Source organism: Tsukamurella asaccharolytica, from assembly GCF_007858435.1.
Lineage (GTDB): Bacteria > Actinomycetota > Actinomycetes > Mycobacteriales > Mycobacteriaceae > Tsukamurella > Tsukamurella asaccharolytica.
In genome coordinates, this window is the sequence record NZ_VIGW01000010.1 from 19,927 (window position 1) to 35,522 (window position 15,596).

The 15,596-nt window shown below is 70.6% G+C and carries 17 protein-coding genes and 1 tRNA gene; 13 read left to right on the forward strand and 5 right to left on the reverse strand.

The genetic code is table 11. The features are described from left to right. Positions 1–11: 11 nt before the first annotated feature. Both FK529_RS15690 and FK529_RS15695 read right to left on the reverse strand, forming a co-directional pair. On the reverse strand, positions 12–1,040 hold the full coding sequence (locus FK529_RS15690) for an MlaD family protein (protein ID WP_146562891.1): 1,029 nt from the start codon (positions 1,038–1,040) through the stop codon (positions 12–14). 125 nt (positions 1,041–1,165) lie between these two features. Beyond that, the gene (locus tag FK529_RS15695) at positions 1,166–1,951 is read right to left on the reverse strand and encodes a siderophore-interacting protein (protein WP_146562893.1); all 786 of its coding nucleotides are present in this window, start codon (positions 1,949–1,951) and stop codon (positions 1,166–1,168) included. A 108-nt stretch (positions 1,952–2,059) separates the two neighbouring features. Here FK529_RS15695 and FK529_RS15700 point away from each other — a divergent pair, with 108 nt between their 5' ends. From FK529_RS15700 to FK529_RS15710, 3 genes are all read left to right on the forward strand, one after another. Next, positions 2,060–3,430 (forward strand): DUF2252 domain-containing protein, encoded by a 1,371-nt coding sequence (locus tag FK529_RS15700; protein ID WP_146562896.1) that lies wholly within the window; start codon positions 2,060–2,062, stop codon positions 3,428–3,430. A 76-nt stretch (positions 3,431–3,506) separates the two neighbouring features. Next, positions 3,507–3,980, forward strand: a complete 474-nt coding sequence (locus FK529_RS15705) for a hypothetical protein (protein ID WP_146562898.1) — start codon at positions 3,507–3,509, stop codon at positions 3,978–3,980. Positions 3,981–4,026: 46 nt separating this feature from the next. Next, positions 4,027–4,761, forward strand: coding sequence for a tyrosine-protein phosphatase (locus tag FK529_RS15710; protein ID WP_146562900.1), 735 nt, complete (start codon positions 4,027–4,029; stop codon positions 4,759–4,761). A 16-nt stretch (positions 4,762–4,777) separates the two neighbouring features. Here the strand turns inward: FK529_RS15710 and FK529_RS15715 are convergent, their stop codons facing one another. Next, the gene (locus tag FK529_RS15715) at positions 4,778–5,236 is read right to left on the reverse strand and encodes a hypothetical protein (protein ID WP_146562902.1); all 459 of its coding nucleotides are present in this window, start codon (positions 5,234–5,236) and stop codon (positions 4,778–4,780) included. 39 nt (positions 5,237–5,275) lie between these two features. Then, positions 5,276–6,370, reverse strand: coding sequence for a PQQ-dependent sugar dehydrogenase (locus tag FK529_RS15720; protein WP_146562904.1), 1,095 nt, complete (start codon positions 6,368–6,370; stop codon positions 5,276–5,278). Between the two features lie 156 nt (positions 6,371–6,526). Here FK529_RS15720 and FK529_RS15725 point away from each other — a divergent pair. The 3 genes from FK529_RS15725 (at position 6,527) to FK529_RS15735 (ending at position 7,945) form a co-directional block, all read left to right on the forward strand. Further along, positions 6,527–6,603: transfer RNA gene (locus tag FK529_RS15725), tRNA-Pro, on the forward strand. 100 nt (positions 6,604–6,703) lie between these two features. Beyond that, positions 6,704–7,426, forward strand: a complete 723-nt coding sequence (locus FK529_RS15730) for an NAD(P)H-dependent oxidoreductase (RefSeq protein WP_146562906.1) — start codon at positions 6,704–6,706, stop codon at positions 7,424–7,426. Positions 7,427–7,492: 66 nt separating this feature from the next. Further along, complete coding sequence (locus FK529_RS15735) at positions 7,493–7,945, forward strand: nitroreductase/quinone reductase family protein (protein WP_146562908.1); 453 nt, start codon at positions 7,493–7,495, stop codon at positions 7,943–7,945. A 55-nt stretch (positions 7,946–8,000) separates the two neighbouring features. On the opposite strand, the gene FK529_RS15740 is transcribed toward FK529_RS15735, so the two are convergent. Continuing rightward, positions 8,001–8,570 (reverse strand): maleylpyruvate isomerase N-terminal domain-containing protein, encoded by a 570-nt coding sequence (locus FK529_RS15740; RefSeq protein WP_146562910.1) that lies wholly within the window; start codon positions 8,568–8,570, stop codon positions 8,001–8,003. A gap of 136 nt (positions 8,571–8,706) precedes the next feature. Between FK529_RS15740 and FK529_RS15745 the strand changes: the two genes are divergently transcribed. From FK529_RS15745 to FK529_RS15775, 7 genes are all read left to right on the forward strand, one after another. Continuing rightward, positions 8,707–10,170, forward strand: coding sequence for a M28 family peptidase (locus tag FK529_RS15745; protein ID WP_158635136.1), 1,464 nt, complete (start codon positions 8,707–8,709; stop codon positions 10,168–10,170). A 65-nt stretch (positions 10,171–10,235) separates the two neighbouring features. After that, positions 10,236–12,542 carry an accessory Sec system translocase SecA2 gene (gene secA2, locus FK529_RS15750; RefSeq protein ID WP_146562915.1) on the forward strand — a complete coding sequence of 769 codons (2,307 nt, stop codon included), beginning with the start codon at positions 10,236–10,238 and terminating at the stop codon, positions 12,540–12,542. A 7-nt stretch (positions 12,543–12,549) separates the two neighbouring features. Beyond that, positions 12,550–13,158 (forward strand): CDP-alcohol phosphatidyltransferase family protein, encoded by a 609-nt coding sequence (locus FK529_RS15755; RefSeq protein ID WP_146562917.1) that lies wholly within the window; start codon positions 12,550–12,552, stop codon positions 13,156–13,158. A gap of 90 nt (positions 13,159–13,248) precedes the next feature. After that, positions 13,249–13,653 carry a glycine cleavage system protein GcvH gene (gcvH, locus tag FK529_RS15760; RefSeq protein ID WP_068525803.1) on the forward strand — a complete coding sequence of 135 codons (405 nt, stop codon included), beginning with the start codon at positions 13,249–13,251 and terminating at the stop codon, positions 13,651–13,653. Between the two features lie 137 nt (positions 13,654–13,790). Beyond that, a complete protein-coding gene (odhI, locus tag FK529_RS15765) occupies positions 13,791–14,231 on the forward strand; it encodes an oxoglutarate dehydrogenase inhibitor Odhl (protein WP_068525802.1) in 441 nt (146 codons plus the stop codon). Positions 14,232–14,236: 5 nt separating this feature from the next. Next, positions 14,237–14,971: a transcriptional regulator FtsR gene (ftsR, locus tag FK529_RS15770; protein WP_435594789.1), complete on the forward strand. Its 735-nt coding sequence runs from the start codon at positions 14,237–14,239 to the stop codon at positions 14,969–14,971. 88 nt (positions 14,972–15,059) lie between these two features. Next, a complete protein-coding gene (locus FK529_RS15775; RefSeq protein ID WP_146562919.1) occupies positions 15,060–15,578 on the forward strand; it encodes a bifunctional nuclease family protein in 519 nt (172 codons plus the stop codon). Positions 15,579–15,596 lie beyond the last annotated feature (18 nt).

Consider the following 15,596-nt stretch of genomic DNA (forward strand, 5'->3'; position numbering starts at 1 on the left):
TGCGGTGCGGGTCAGCGCGGCGGGAGCATCGCGGCGACCGCGGGGTAGTCCACCGAGAGCCGCAGGTTGAGCACCGGCCCGTTGGGGGTGTTCGGCATGGCCTTGCGCACGTTGTTCATCAGCTGCGAGAGCTGGATGCCCACGCCGGTGGCGCTGCCGTTCGGGAACGCCGCGAGGATCGGCTGCAGCAGGCTCACCAGCATCGGCGACGCCGTCTTGAGCCCCTCGAGCGCCTGCGGCGTGAGGATCGCCTGCAAGCCGGCCACCAGGCCCGTGCGTTCGTCGTTGAACGCGTCCTGCATCGCGATGGTCGTCTTGCTGTCCCCGTTGTGGAGCGGCAGGTGATCGAGGCCGGCCTGGAAGGCGGGGATCATGGCCGCGAGTGCGGGATCGGCGGCTTTGAGCGAGGCGACGATCGTCGGGAAGGTCTGCGCCGTGGACAGGCGCTGCGTCTCCTGCACCGTCTGCGCCACGCTGCCGAGCGCGGTGAGGAGTGGCAGCATCGCCTTCGACGAGGCGTCGACGTTCATCAGGATCTGGCTCATGTGCGGGCGCAGGGCGTCGTTGTTGACGTCGCCCAGGGTCCTGATCATGTTCGACACGGTGTTGTCGGTGATGGGTCGCGTCGGGGCCAGTTCGGCGCCGTTACGGAGCTCGCCGCCACCCTCGTGCGGGGTGAGGATGACCTCCGAGACGCCGAACAGGTTGCCCGCCGAGAACGCCGCCTCGAGGTTGTTGGTGAGGCTGCGGCCCTGCGGGCCGTCGATGCGCAGGGTCACGCCCTGCTGGGCGTTACCGAGGGCCCGGACCTCGCTGACCGCGCCCACGTCGACGCCCTGGATCCGCACCTTGGCGCCCTCGACGATGCCGGCGGCCACCGTCGGCGTGCGGAGGGTGAGGGTGAAGTCGTCTTTCGGGCGCAGGGCCTGGACGCCCCACACGGCGAGTGCGATCAGCGCCACGCACAGGCTGAACGCGACGCCGCGCCGCCGGAGCTGGGCGCGCGACGGGGAGAAGCCGGGCACGGGAGCAAGATCCACAGGTAGACAAAGTATCCGCAGTTGTCTGAAACTCTTGCTCCGACGGGGCCTTTTGTGCCCACACTCACGTCATCGTCGTCCTGTGACTGCGGTCACCGGGCTCGCCGCCGATGCCCCGGAGAGGCCTAGTCGATCTGTCCGACCGGGGTCCGCTTCTCGGCTTGGAAGGCGTCCTCGGCGCGGCCGCGCGCCCAGTATCCGGAGATCGAGATGCGCTCGCGCGGTACCGCGAGCTCACGCAGGATCTTGCGGATCGCCTTGATCGACTCGCGCTCGCCGTGCGCGAAGACGTGCGCGCTCGCGCTGTCCGCGGGCCAGTCCGCGACGGCCACCTGGCGTGCGAGGAAGTCGACGTCGGCGAGGTCCGGGTTCACCGCCCACCGCACGTCCACGCCCGCCGGTGCCGTCAACGCGATCCGGTCGGCGTTGCTTTCAACCTCGATGATCGCCGCGCCCCGCGCCGCGGCGGGCAGCGCCTCGAGCGCCGACGCGATCGCGGGCACCGCCGAGAGGTCGCCGGCGAACAGGTGCCAGGCGGCCTCCGGGTCGGGCGAGTAGGCGCCGCCGGGGCCCATGAGCGTGATCGTGTCGCCGGCCCGGGCGCGCTGCGCCCAGGGGCCCGCCAGTCCCTCGTCGCCGTGCACGACGAAGTCGAGGGCGATCCGGCGCTCGGCGCGATCGAAGGACCGGACGGTGTAGGTGCGCGTCACGTCGCCGAAAGCGAGCTTGACGTACGCGTCCGTGCTGGGCAGGCCCGGAAGGTCGGGGTCGCCGAAGGAGGCGAGGCATTCGCCCTCGGCGATCACCCGGACCAGGTGTACGCCGATCCTCTCGGTGCGCGCGACAGTGACCTCGTAGGTCGGGCGCGGGCGGCGGACGGGAGCAGTGTTGTCGGTGCGGGTTTCAGTCACGGTCTCCACCGTACTCCGCGAGAGTTAGGGTAGCCTACGTCTCACAGTGGAAAGTTTGCCACTCAAACTGCTCCGAACCGGGTCGGGCGAGGGCTAGCATTTCCTTGCATGAGTGCAGATGTTACGAACGGCAAGCAACTTCGCAAGCGCGTCTCGCGTTCCGCCCAGGCGGGGTTCACTCCCGACGGCCGCGATCCCGTCGACATCATCCGGGAGCAGAACAGCACCCGCATCCAGGAACTGGTGCCCGTGCGGATGTCGCGCATGCTGCACTCGCCGTTCTCCTTCTACCGCGGCGGCGCGGCGCTGATGGCGCACGATCTGGCGGGCGAGGCGAACACCGGCGTCACCGTCATGAGCTGCGGCGACGCGCACATCTCCAACTTCGGCCTGTTCGCCTCCCCGGAACGTCGGCAGTTGTTCGACGTCAACGACTTCGACGAGGCGGGCAACGCCCCGTGGGAGTGGGACGTCAAACGGCTCGCGGCCAGCGTCATGATCGCCGCGCGGGAGAACAACTACACCGATGACCAGGCGCGGAGCGCCGTGGTCACGGCGACGGGCGCCTACCGCACCACCCTCGCGAGCCTGCTGGAGCAGGGCGCGGTCGACCGCTTCTACGTGTCCGTCGACGTCGATCGGCTCACCGCGCAGGCCGCCGGAGACAAGTCGCTCCAGGACCTCATCGAGCAGACCGCGAAGAAGGCCCGCAAGCACACCTCCGCGCGCATGGTCGAGAAGATCACCGCCGCCGGCGACGACGGCGAGCTGCACATCGTGGCAGACCCGCCGACCCTAGTGCCCGCCCCGGCGAAGCTCGTCGAGGGGTTCGAGGGCCTCTACGGGAAGTACCTGGACAGCCTCCGCCCCGATGCGGCCCAGCTGCTGGGGCAGTTCCGCGTGCTCGACTGGGCGCTGCGCGTCGTCGGCGTCGGTAGTGTCGGCACCCGCTGCTTCATCGTCCTGCTCGGGCGGGACGTCCCGGGCGGCGGCACCGAGACCCTCTTCCTGCAGGTCAAGGAGGCCGCGGAGTCCGTGCTGCAGACCTACGGGAAGCGCGGCCCGTCGACGATGCCGCCCCGCGCGCCGCAGAGCGGGGCGCAGGCCTGGCGCGTGGTCGCCGGACAACAGATCCTGCAGGCGCAATCCGACGCCTTCCTCGGGTACACGCCCACACTGCGCGACAAGGACTTCTACTGGCGCCAGTTCCGCGACATGAAGGGATCCGTCGCCCCGGAGCTACTCACCCACGACCAGTTCGAGCAGTACGGCCAGGCCTGCGCCGCGATCCTGGCCCGCGCGCACGCACAGTCGCCGGGATCGGCCGCTGTCTCGCAGTACCTGGGCAAGTCGACGGAGTTCGAGGAGGCCATCGCGACGTTCGCGGCGGCCTACGCCGATCAGAACGAAAAGGACTACGCCGCAGTGCAGGCCGCCGTTAAGGCGGGTGTCCTGCCCTGCGCGGAGGAGGGCGTCTGAAGTCTTAGCGCGACCTTGACGGTACCGGGCCTTCCGCGCGCGTCCCGGCCCGCGTAGACCGGTAGGCGTGACTCTGATGGAGGTACTGCCCTCACTCGCCCGCGCCGGCATCGCCCGGTCCTTCGACCCCACGATCTGGCCCGAGGGCACCGCGATGGACGGCGACGACGTCCTCATCGCCGGCGTCCCTTCGGCCGCGCTGGCAGGCGGGGCACCGTCGACCTACCCCGTGGTGGTGAGCCGGATCAGCCGGCTCGTGCGCTCCGGACCGGTGGTCCTCTGCGATGTCGTCGGGGAGCTCCCGCCGCACGCGAGCCTCGCCGACGTGGCCTGGCCCGGGGTCCGCCTCGCGGGGGCACGCATGCGACAGCTGCTGGTTCGCGGCGCCGACGGTACGCGGCTCGCGGCCCGGGTCGAGGTTCCCGTCGACGTCCCGGTCGACGCGCCGATCGCCCTCGCGCTGACGCTGCCGCACGGCCTCTCGACGCCCGGTGCCCGCTCCTTCTGGCCGGAGGCGTGCGCCCACCGCAGCTTCGGGCGCCTGGCCTGAGCGGCGTCACCGTCGGGGCGAGCGCCGCGTCGATTAGGCTCGGGCCGTGCACAACTTCCGCGACGTGGCCGGTGCGGACGGCTACGCGGCCGACGGGGGCCGGATGCGCCGCGGCCTGCTCTTCCGCTCCAGCGTCCTCGACGCCGATTCGATCGATCCCGCCCGGTTGGCGCAGGCCCGCCTCGCGGACGTCTTCGACCTTCGCATGACGGCGGAGGTGACGCCGAAGCCCGACGTCGTTCCCGACGGTGCGCGGTACGTGCGGCTCAACGTGATCGGTGACGACGTGGAGCTCGGCGCGCTGGATCCCGCGTCGTTCACGGACGCCGACGGCGCCCGCGAGCTGCTGACGGACGTCTACCGGATGTTCGTCAGCGAGGAGAACGCCCGCACGCAGTTCGCGGCGCTGGTCCGTGCGGTCGCCGCCGAGGACCGGCCGCAGGTCTTCCACTGCACCGCGGGCAAGGACCGCACCGGCTGGGCTGCGGCGATCGTGCAGCGAATCCTCGGCGTCTCGCCCGACGACGTGATGGCCGATTACCTGCTCACCAACGACTACTCCGCCGCGGTGATCGAGAGGATCGCCGCGGCCGCGGCCGCCGAGCGGGGTGAGGCGATCGGGGAGGCCGCCCGGGTGCTCGCCGGCGTCTTTCCCGAGGCGCTGACCGCAGCGTTCGACGAGGCCGACGCCCGGTACGGCGGGTTCGATGCCTATGTCCGCGACGGGCTCAGGATCGATGACGCCGTCGTCGCCCGGCTGCGCGCGAAGCTCGTCGGCTAGCGCTGAGCCGGAGCAGCTAGCCGAGCGTGCGGCCGCGAGTGGAGAACCGTCCGTCCTCCTGCGTGAAGCCGGCGGAGTCGACGGAACACTCCAGCCCGTTGTCGCGCAGCGCGGTGCAGGACGCGCCGTGCACCGACAGCCGGGCGCCCTCGGGAAGGGTGCGGGGGCGCTCCTGCACGGTCAGGGTGTCGAGGTAACGCCAGCCGCGGTCCGTGACTTCCACGGCCTCGGGCCGGACGCTCCGGCCCTTGACCGTGATCCGGGTGCCCGCGGGGGCGGAGACGCCGCACCGCACGGTGGTCGGATCGGCCTGGATGGTGCAGACCCGCTTGGTGCCGTCGTAGTGGTAGAGGAAGGCGTATCCGCCGCCCTCGACGCGGTAACGGTCGGCGTCCACCGCCGGTTCCGCGGCCGCGGGCAGCGCGACCACGAAGGAGGCGGCGACGATCGTCGACACCAGCAGTGCACGCTTCATAGCCGTCACTGTACCGCGCAGACAGCGCAGGTAGCAGGGCTAACTTCCGCTCACCCGCACGATGCGATCGTCGCCGGGGCGCGGGTCGCCGCGCCCGTCGGTGTTGTTGGTGAGGATCCAGGCGGAGCCGTCGGGAGCGCGCACCACGTCGCGCAGCCGACCGAGGGATCTGCCGAGCTGCTCGCTCGCCGTGTCGGTCGCGGCGAGCGGGACCGTCCGCAGCCGCTCGCCCCGCAGGTTGGCGACGAGCAGATTCGATCCCACGACGGCGATCCCGCTCGGGCTCGCCGCCGACGGCGCCCACTGCTGCAGCGGGTCGACGAAGCCTGCGCGCCGCCCGATGCCCTCGACCTCCGGCCAGCCGTAGTTGGCGCCCGGGCGGATGAGGTTCAGCTCGTCCCAGGTGTTCTGGCCGAACTCGCTCGCGTACAGCGCACCGTCGGGCGCCCATGCCAGTCCCTGCGCGTTCCGGTGACCCAGGCTGTAGACGAGGCTGTCGGGGAACGGGTTGTCCGCGGGCCGCGCCCCGTCGGGCGTCATCCGCAGGATCTTCCCGCCGAGGGATCGGGGGTCCTGCGCGTCGTCGGGTCGCCCCGCGTCGCCGACGGTGGCGTACAGCATCCCGTCGGGCCCGAAGGCGATGCGCCCGCCGTTGTGGACCGACGCGGCCGGTAGACCGGTCAGAATCGTGCGCGCCGGCCCGAGGCTGCGCGCTCCCGGGGCGCCCCGCAGCGGCATGCGGGCGATCCGGTTGTCCGTTGCGGTGGTGAAGTAGGCGAACAGGTCGCCGTCGCGGATCGCGATGCCCAGCAGGCCGCCCTCGCCGCGCGCCGCGACGCCGTCGATCAGGCCGACCTCGCGTGGCCCGCCCTCGACGATCTCGACGATCCGGCCGCGGTCCCGCTCGCTGACCAGCGGAGCACCGTCGGCGAAGGCGATCGACCAGGGCGCGTCGAGACCCGTCGCGATCGTGGTCTCCGAGCCTGTGCTCTGCGAGCCCGTGTTCTCCGGGCGCGGGCCGGCGCTCGCGCTCGTCTCTGCGGTGTCCGACGGTGCGCCGCCCCCGCACGCCGTGACTGTCAGGGCCGCGAGCAGCGCGATCGCGGTACTTCGGCGTCGAAGTGGGGTACGCATGCGTCCATAATAGGGAGGAACGTCCGATTCGTACCGCGATGCGACGGCCGGTGGCGCCTGACTGTGCGCGTGGGCGGGCTCCCGGGTCCGTGGGCAGGCGATTTCTCCTCGGCGCGGCGCATGGGGTAATCTCCTACAGCACCGCGAGAGCGGCCACGGGCTGTGGCGCAGCTTGGTAGCGCACTTGACTGGGGGTCAAGTGGTCGCAGGTTCAAATCCTGTCAGCCCGACCAGAAGTCCCGAGACACACAGTTTCTCGGGACTTTTTTGGTCCCCGGGCGATGTCCTGGCCGCCCAGGGAATCGCTCGCGGTCGGGCGAGGTTGGCCCTGGCATGGGCGACGAACGGGAGAACGCGCACGCACTGTGGGTCTTCGCGCATCCGCGAGGAGACTCGCTCAACGCCACGCTCCGCGATGCGGGGGTGGCGCGGCTGCGGGCGGACGGCTGGTCGGTGGACGTCGCCGACCTCTACGCGGAGGGTTTCGACCCGGTCCTGGTCGACGAGGGCGGGGACGACGTCCGCGCCGAGCAGTGCCGACTCCTCGCCGCGGATCTCGTGGTCCTGCAGTTCCCCCTCTGGTGGTACGGACCACCGGCCATGCTCAAGGGCTGGATCGACCGAGTCTTCGAGCGCGGCTTCGCCTACGACGTGCCCGACCCGGCTACCGGCCGCAACCGCAAATACGGCGACGGCGGCCTCGTCGGCCGCCGGGCGCTCGCCGTGGTCACCGCGGGCGACCGCGCCGACTCGATCTCGGCGCGCGGGATCAGCGGCGACGTCGAGGACCTGTTCTGGCCCTTGCTGCACGGCACGTTCTGGTACACGGGCATGGAGGCGCTTGCGCCGCATCTCATCACGGACGTCCACGGCATCGACGCCGACGGGGTGCGCCGCGTGGCCGGGATCCTCGCCGAGCGGCTCGGCACCGTCGGGACCGAGGAGCCGATCCCGTACCTTCCCATGACGGAGGAGTATTACGACCACTCGATCGCGCTCCATCCGCACGTCGCGGCGGGGCTGGTGGGAGGGTCGGCGCACCGGCACCGGTCTTAGCCCGTGGACGGCGGCGAACGGAACGCGGTGGATTGCTCCTGGCACTTCGCCGTGCATGATGGGCGTATGAGTCTTTCGGACAAGGCTGCTGAGCTCGGCGCGTGGGGCCTCGAGAACGGCCATCGCGCCCTGCTCGCGATCACGGGCGGACGGTTCCCGAAGCGCGTACTCGGGATGCAGACGCTGGAGCTGCACACCATCGGCCGCACGTCCGGGCAGCGCCGGTCGACGATGCTCACCGCGCCGATCTACGAGCCCGACCGCGTGGTGGTGGTCGCATCCAAGGGCGGGCACTCCGACAACCCGGACTGGTACAAGAACCTGGCGGCGAACCCCGACGTGGAGATCACCGTCGACGAGGTCACCAGCACGTGGACGGCCACAGCGGCCAGCGCCGATGAGAAGTCGCAGCTCTGGCCGCGGATCACCAAGGCCTACAGCGGCTACGAGGGGTACCAGAAACGCACCGACCGCGACATCCCCGTCGTGGTGCTCACCCCGCGCCGGATCACCGGCTGACGCGCTTCGACCCGGCGCGCGGGCTGCGTGGACCGCACCCGCGCGCACCCGCCGATCATTTCCCGAACGCGGGGTCCCGGCCGATGAACGCCATCAGCGAGGTGACCTCGTCGGTCCCGTCCGGCACCGGGATCGGCGCGCCGAACTGCCCCGACTCCTGCAGCATCGGCCCCATCGACTCGAGGCCGCCGCGCAGCACCCGGGCGAACGCCGGGTCGAGGTCCGGGGTGATCCCGTTCGAGCGTGCGAGGTCCCAGGTATGCATGAAGACGTCGGCCGTGTAGAACTGGTCGATCAGCGCATCGAGCTGCTTGTCCCCGAACATCTGCGTGGTGAGCACCCGCGAGGCGTCCGGCGCGTCGAGCAGCGCCTGCACCGCCTCGGTGAGCTGGCCGAAGGCCGCCGCCGGTTCCGCCGCGTCCGACGGCGCGCCGGGCAGTTCCACCCCGTTCATCGCGAGGAATCCGGGGAGCCATTCGACGAGGTGGCCGACCACCTCGCGCGCCGTCCATTCCGGGACGGGGGTCTGCGCGTCCCAATCGGTGATCGCGCCGGCGACCCCGGCGAAGGTCGCGGCTGCGGAGCGGTGGCGTTCGGCGGGGGAGAGCGTGCTGAGTTCGGTCATGAGGTCACTCTGGCACGCTGCGGTCGACGGTGTGCTCCGGTTCGGCCGCTCGATGTCGATCGGATCAGTGTGCTCGTTCACCTCGCAATCGCCCTCCGTTATGTATCTAATAAGGAGCATGTTGCACAGGCGAAAGATGTCCACCACCGTCCGGGTCGTCAGCGCGCTGACAGCCGTGAGCCTCGTCGCGGCCGGCTGCGGCACCTCGAGCGATGATGCGGCCCCGTCGAGCACGGCGGCGGGCTCGTCGTCGAAGGCGGCGCCCAGCAGCGTCGACCGGCCCGCGCCCGCCGGTGCTGCGGACGACGCGGGGGCGACCGAGAAGGCGCGCGCTCTCGCCGACGCCGTCACGCTCGACGGCGCCGTCAAGCACCTGGAGGCGTTCCAGGACATCGCGAACCGCAACGGCGGGAACCGCGCGCTGGGCTCGCCCGGCTACGAGCAGAGCGTCGAGTACGCCGAGAAGGTGCTCCGCGACGCCGGCTACACCCCACAGCGCCAGGAGTTCTCGACGTCCGTCTGGTCCGCCTCGAGGGTCGACGTCCAGGCCGGTGGTGCCCCCGTGAAGGCCGCTGCCCTCTCGTTCTCCGGCGCCACCGAGGGCACCGTGACGGCCAAGGCCGTCGTCACAGGGAAGCGCGGCTGCACCGCCGCCGACCTGGAGAAGGTCACCGCGGGCTCGATCGCGGTCGTGCAGCGCGGCGACTGCACCTTCGGTGACAAGTACAAGACCGCCGCCGCCAAGGGTGCGAAGGCCCTCGTCATCACCAACAATCAGGCGGGCGACTGGAAGGGCGGCACGCTCGGCCTCGACGACGGGGCGTCCATCGCCGTCGTCGGCGTCGCGCAGGACGCGCCGATCGCGGACGGCCAGGACCTCACGCTCACGGTTGACGCCAAGACCGAGAAGGCCAAGACCTGGAACATCCTGGCGGAGACCACGAAGGGCGACGACGGATCCGTCCAGATGGTGGGAGCGCACCTCGACGGCGTCACCGAGGGCCCCGGCATCAACGACAACGGCACGGGCTCCGCCGCGGTACTGGAGACGGCCGCCAAGCTCGGCGCGAACGCCGACGTCAAGAACAAGGTCCGGTTCGCGCTGTGGGGCGCCGAGGAGGAGGGCCTCGTCGGCTCGGAGCACTACGTCACGGCACTGAGCGAGGACCAGGCCTCGAAGATCAAGCGCTACCTCAACTTCGACATGCTCGGCTCACCCAACGGTGGCTACTTCACCTTCGACGGCGACGGCTCGTCCAAGCTCGAGGGCGGTGCCGGCCCCGCCGGCTCCGGCGTGATCGAGCAGGTCTTCCGGAACTACTTCGCGTGGCGGGGCGTGCCCGTCGAGGCCTCCGCGTTCGACGGTCGCTCGGACTACGGGCCCTTCAAGGAGGTCGGCATCGCCTCCGGCGGCATGGACACGGGTGCGGACGGCACCAAGACCCAGGAGCAGCAGCGTCAGTGGGGCGGCACCGTCGGCGAGATCTTCGACCCGAACTACCACAGCCCGCGCGACACGATCGAGAACGTCAACCGCGATATGTACCGCGTCTCGCTCGGCTCGGTGGGCTGGTCGACGGCGTACTTCGCGGCGCTCTGAGCCGGCGCGAGCGGCAGCGGTAGTCTCGACTGCGCAAGCGGTCGAGCGTCGAGTGCGGAGGTCACGTGGGCAGGTTCAGCAACAAGGTGTGGAAGGTGCTCGGCGCGCAGAGCACACGGAACCAGTCCCGGTCCGTCGCGCTGATCGAGCAGTCCGCCGTCTTCGACGAGTGGGCGCAGGGGCTCTCCGACGACGAGTTCCCCGACGCCGCGCTGGCGCTGGACGTCTACGCCGCGAAGTCGGAGGATCGCGCGAAGTTCATCGCGATCGCCCGGGAGGGCGCCGACCGCGCCCTCGGTCTGCGCCCCTTCGACGTGCAGCTGCAGGGCGCCGACCGGCTGCTCGAGGGCGACGTGGTCGAGATGGCCACCGGCGAGGGTAAAACCCTCGCCGGCGCCATCGCTGCGGCGGGCATGGCGCTCGCCGGCCGCAGCGTGCACGTGATCTCGCCGAACGACTACCTCGCCCGGCGCGACGCGGAGTGGATGAGGCCCTTCTTCGAGCTGCTCGACGTGACCGTCGGGTACGTCGCGGAGTCCTCGACCCGCGAGGAGCGGCGCGCGGCCTACGCCAAGGACGTCGTCTACGGCTCGGTCAATGAGATCGGCTTCGACGTGCTCCGCGACCAGCTCGCCACGCGCGCGGAGGACCTGCTCTCGCCCAAGCCCGACGTGGCGATCGTCGACGAGGCCGACTCGGTCCTGGTCGACGAGGCCCTCATCCCGCTGGTGCTGGCCGGCTCCGTCAGGGGCGACGTGCCGCAGGCCGCGATCATGGAGGTCGTGGCCCGGCTGCGCGAGGGCAAGCACTACGAGATCGATGCGGACGGAAAGTCCGCCTTCCTCACCGACGACGGCGCGAAGCTCCTCGAGGAGGAGCTCGGCGGCATCGACCTGTACTCGGACGCGCACGTCGCGTCGACTCTGCCGCAGGTCAACATCGCCCTGCACGCCTACGCCCTCGTCGAGCGCGACGTGCACTACATCGTGCGTGACGGCCAGGTGAAGCTCATCAACTCCTCGCGCGGACGCGTCGCGGAACTGCAGCGCTGGCCCGACGGACTGCAGGCGGCGGTCGAGGCCAAGGAGGGCCTGTCGCAGACCGACTCCGGCGAGGTGATCGACACCATCACGGTGCAGGCGCTGCTCCAGCGCTACGCGCTGGTGTGCGGCATGACGGGCACCGCCATCGCGGCCGGCGAGCAGCTGCGCCAGTTCTACGACCTGGGCGTCTCGCAGATCCCGCCGAACACGCCGAACGTTCGCGTCGATCAGCCCATGCGCGTCTACGACAACAAGGGCAACAAGGTCGCGGGGATCGTCGACTACGTGCGCGAGGTGCACGAGACGGGCCAGCCCGTGCTCATCGGCACCCACGACGTGGCGGAGTCCGAGGAGCTCGCGCACATGCTCAAGATCTCGGGCGTGATCGCGACGGTGCTCAACGCCAAGAACGACGCCGACGAGGCCCGGATCATCGCCGACGCCGGCACCAAGGGCGCGGTCACCGTCTCCACTCAGATGGCGGGCCGCGGCACTGACATCAAGCTCGGTGGCCACGACGCCGGCGACGCGAGTCCCGAACACGACGAGGTGGCCGCGCTCGGCGGCCTCGCCGTGGTGGGCACCGGCCTCCACGACACCGAGCGCCTCGACCAACAGCTGCGCGGCCGCGCCGGCCGCCAGGGAGACCCGGGCACGTCGGTCATCTTCGCGTCGGTCGAGGACCCGATCGTGGAGCGTCATCTGCCCCTGAAGCGACCCCCGGGCGGCGCGGACCCCGAGACCGGAGAGTTCCCCCGGGGCAAGGCGGCCGACATGCTCGACGCGGCGCAGCGCGTCGCGGAGGGCGGCATGCTCGAAACCCACGCCAACACGTGGCGCTACAACCAGCTGGTCAACCAGCAGCGCGACCTGGTGATGGCGCGGCGGCACACGCTGCTGACCACCCAGCGGCCGCTGGACGACTTCGCGGAGCTGGAGCCCGAGCGGCTCGCGCAGCTCCGCGAGGCGGGGATCGACGACGACGTCCTGGAGCAGGCGGCCCGCGAGGCCTTCCTGTACCACCTCGACCGTGGCTGGGCGGAGCACCTGGCGTTCGTCTCCGAGGTGCAGACCACGATCCACCTGCGTGCGCTGGGCAGGCAGTCGCCGCTCGACGAGTTCCACCGCCTGGTCATCGAGGAGTTTCGCAAGCTGCCGGAGGAGGCCGTGAGCCGCGCCCGGGAGACCCTGCGCGAGGCGGAGATCACCGCCGACGGCATCGACCTCGACGACGCGGGCCTCGGCCGCAACACGCTGACCTGGACGTACATGGTCCACGACAACCCGTTCGCCACGAAGGGGATGGCGAACATGTTCGGAATGATCTGAGCCGGACGTGAACGATCCGGGGCGGGAGGCACCGTCGGTGCCGGGCACGCAGCCGAGTGCGCTCAATGTGCCCAACGCCTTGAGCCTGCTCCGCCTGCTCGGGGTGCCGGTGTTCCTGTGGCTTCTGCTGGTGGAGCACAGCGACGGGTGGGCGCTGGTGGTGCTCGTGGTGTCGGGCATCACCGATTGGCTCGACGGCAAGCTGGCCAGGCTGCTGAACCAGCAGACCCGGCTGGGGGAGCTCCTCGACCCGGCGGCCGATCGGCTCTACATGATCGCCATCCCCATCGCCTTCGGCGTGCGGGGGATCCTGCCGTGGTGGGTGATCGGGCTGCTGCTCGGGCGCGAGGTGGTGCTCGCCGCGACGGTGCCCTTCCTCCGCAGCCGCGGCATCACGGCGCTGCCGACTCTGTACCTCGGCAAAGCCGCGACGTTCGCCCTCATGTACGCGCTGCCGATGCTGCTGGCCGGCACCTTCGACAACGGGCTGGGCGCCGTGATGCACCCGCTGGGCTGGGCGATCCTCATCTGGGGACTGGCCATGTACTGGTGGACCGTGGTCCTGTACTGGTGGCAGACGGTGCTGGTGGTGCGTGACCTGCCCAGGGTGCGGTAATCGGGGGGTGTGTTGCTCAATCATCGTGCCGCCCACTAAGTTGTAATCCGCTGCGCGGCCCCGCTCAGCCCTCGCGAAAGGACGTCCACGTTGAGCGCCAGCTTCCCCGGAGAACTGTTGTACACGCCCGATCACGAGTGGCTGCTGAAGAAGAGCGAGACCGTGGTGCGGATCGGGATCACCGATTTCGCCCAGGATCAGCTGGGTGACGTGGTCTTCGTGCAGCTGCCCGAGGACGACGCCGAGGTCGCCTCCGGCGACTCGTTCGCCGAGGTGGAGTCCACCAAGAGCGTCTCCGACATCTACGCGCCGCTGTCCGGCACCGTCGTGGCGATCAACGGTGAGCTCGACTCGAGCCCCGACCTGATCAACTCGGACCCGTACGGCGAGGGCTGGATCGTCGAGATCGAGGCGGCGTCCCCCGAGGACCTCGAGGCCGCCCTGGGGGAGCTTCTCGACGCCGACGCGTACAAGGCGCTGACCGCCGAGGCGTGAACGCCTTTCCTTAGAACGGCTTTAGAGCCCCCGAATCCGGCCGCCTCCGAGGCGCCGGGCGCGGTACCGTGGACCTGTACGTCCATCAGGTGTCGTGACCTACAGAACTATGCAGTAAGCACTGACGAAGGAGCGATGTGAGCGAGAACGACAAGGGCAACGAATCGGCCCCCGTTGAGACCACTTCGGTGTTCCGCGCCGACATCATCCGCGAGATGGACGCCTCCGGCGGCCCCGAGAACGATGCGCCCGTCCAGGGCCTCGACAACCTCCCGGCCGGCGCCGCCCTGCTCGTGGTGAAGCGCGGCCCGAATGCGGGTTCCCGCTTCCTGCTGGACCAGGAGACCACCTCCGCCGGTCGCCATCCGGACAGCGACATCTTCCTCGACGACGTGACCGTCTCGCGTCGGCACGCGGAGTTCCGCTCGGTCGAGGGCGGCTTCACGGTCGTCGACGTGGGCAGCCTGAACGGCACGTACGTCAACCGCGAGCCGGTCGACGCGTCGCCGCTCGCCCACGGCGATGAGGTCCAGATCGGCAAGTTCCGCCTGGTCTTCTTCGTCCCGGCGGCCGGCTGACCCCAGTGACGGCCCCACGCCAGGAATCGGCGGCCCCGAGCGCGATGTCGATCGGGGCCGTCCTCGAACGACTTCGTGACGAGTTCCCGGACGTGACCATCTCCAAGATCCGATTCCTCGAGTCGGAGGGGCTGGTCACGCCTGATCGGTCCCCGTCGGGGTACCGGCGGTTCTCGCCGAAGGACTGCGAGCGGCTCAAGTACGTGCTCACCGCGCAGCGCGACTACTACCTGCCACTGAAGATCATCAAGGAGCAGCTCGACGCGCACGACCGGGGCGAGGCCGTCGAGGGCCCCGCTCCGCGTGCGCCCCGCGCGCTCGCGGCGGTGTCGTCGAAGACGGCGCCCGCCACCGACTTCTCGGCGCGCCGACAGACTCGGATCAGCCGCGCCGACCTCCTCGCCCGGTCCGGGGCCGACGAGGCCTTCCTGCGGGAGCTGGAGCGCTCGGCGCTGCTCACCTCCGGCAAGGCGGGCTTCTTCGACGAGGACGCGGTCGCGCTGGTGCAGGCCGCCAAGGCGCTCGCCGAGTACGGCCTGGAGGCGCGGCACCTGCGCGCCTTCAAGACCTCGGCCGACCGTGAGGCCGGCCTCATCGCGCAGATCGCCAATCCCGTCGCCCGCGGCGGTGACGCGGGCGCCGCCGAGCGCGCGGCCGAACTGGTGCGCGAACTGGCCGCGCTCTCGGTGACCTTCCACACCCAGTTGGTGAAGGCCGCCGTCAAGGATGCGGTGCGCTGACGCCGACCCTGGACTCGATCGGCGGCGCTCCCCGGTAACCGGGGGCGTCCGCGCTCGATCCCGGGTGTCGCGCCGGTAAGCTGGAAACATGATCGAGATGACCGTCGCGGGCATCCGGATGGATCCGCCGCAGAACGATCCCGTGCTGCTCCTGCGGGAGGTTTCGGGCCCCCGGTACCTGCCCATCTGGATCGGCCAGGGCGAGGCCACCGCCATCGCGATCAAGCTGCAGGGCGTCGAGCCGCGCCGCCCTCTCACGCACGACCTCATCGTGGACCTCCTGGAGGCCCTGGGGCGCTCCGTCACCGAGGTGCGCATCACCGGGCTCCAGGAGGGCACGTACTTCGCGGATCTCGTGCTCGACGGTGACCAGACCGTCTCGGCCCGGCCCTCGGACTCCGTCGCCATGGCGGTGCGGCTCGCGGTGCCGATCTTCGCGGAGGAGGAGGTGCTCGCCGAGGCGGGCCTTCTGCTCCCGGACGAGGAGATCGATTCGGAGGCATCCGAATCCACCGAGGAGCCACCGGCCGACGAGGAGGTCGAGGCGTTCAAGGAGTTCCTCGATTCCATCTCGGCGGACGATTTCAAGGCGCCCGGCGACTCCTGAACCCGGCGCAGCTCCGGC

Excerpts from the sequence above, each read along its gene's own strand:
- FK529_RS15705 (WP_146562898.1), top strand. The coding sequence starts at position 3,507 with ATGGAGGTACTGCCCTCACTCGCCCGCGCCGGCATCGCCCGGTCCTTC.
- FK529_RS15730 (WP_146562906.1), top strand. The coding sequence starts at position 6,704 with ATGGGCGACGAACGGGAGAACGCGCACGCACTGTGGGTCTTCGCGCAT.
- FK529_RS15745 (WP_158635136.1), top strand. The coding sequence starts at position 8,707 with ATGTCCACCACCGTCCGGGTCGTCAGCGCGCTGACAGCCGTGAGCCTC.
- FK529_RS15775 (WP_146562919.1), top strand. The coding sequence starts at position 15,060 with ATGATCGAGATGACCGTCGCGGGCATCCGGATGGATCCGCCGCAGAAC.
- FK529_RS15715 (WP_146562902.1), bottom strand. The coding sequence starts at position 5,236 with ATGAAGCGTGCACTGCTGGTGTCGACGATCGTCGCCGCCTCCTTCGTG.
- FK529_RS15720 (WP_146562904.1), bottom strand. The coding sequence starts at position 6,370 with ATGCGTACCCCACTTCGACGCCGAAGTACCGCGATCGCGCTGCTCGCG.
- FK529_RS15700 (WP_146562896.1), top strand. The coding sequence starts at position 2,060 with ATGAGTGCAGATGTTACGAACGGCAAGCAACTTCGCAAGCGCGTCTCG.
- FK529_RS15735 (WP_146562908.1), top strand. The coding sequence starts at position 7,493 with ATGAGTCTTTCGGACAAGGCTGCTGAGCTCGGCGCGTGGGGCCTCGAG.
- FK529_RS15740 (WP_146562910.1), bottom strand. The coding sequence starts at position 8,570 with ATGACCGAACTCAGCACGCTCTCCCCCGCCGAACGCCACCGCTCCGCA.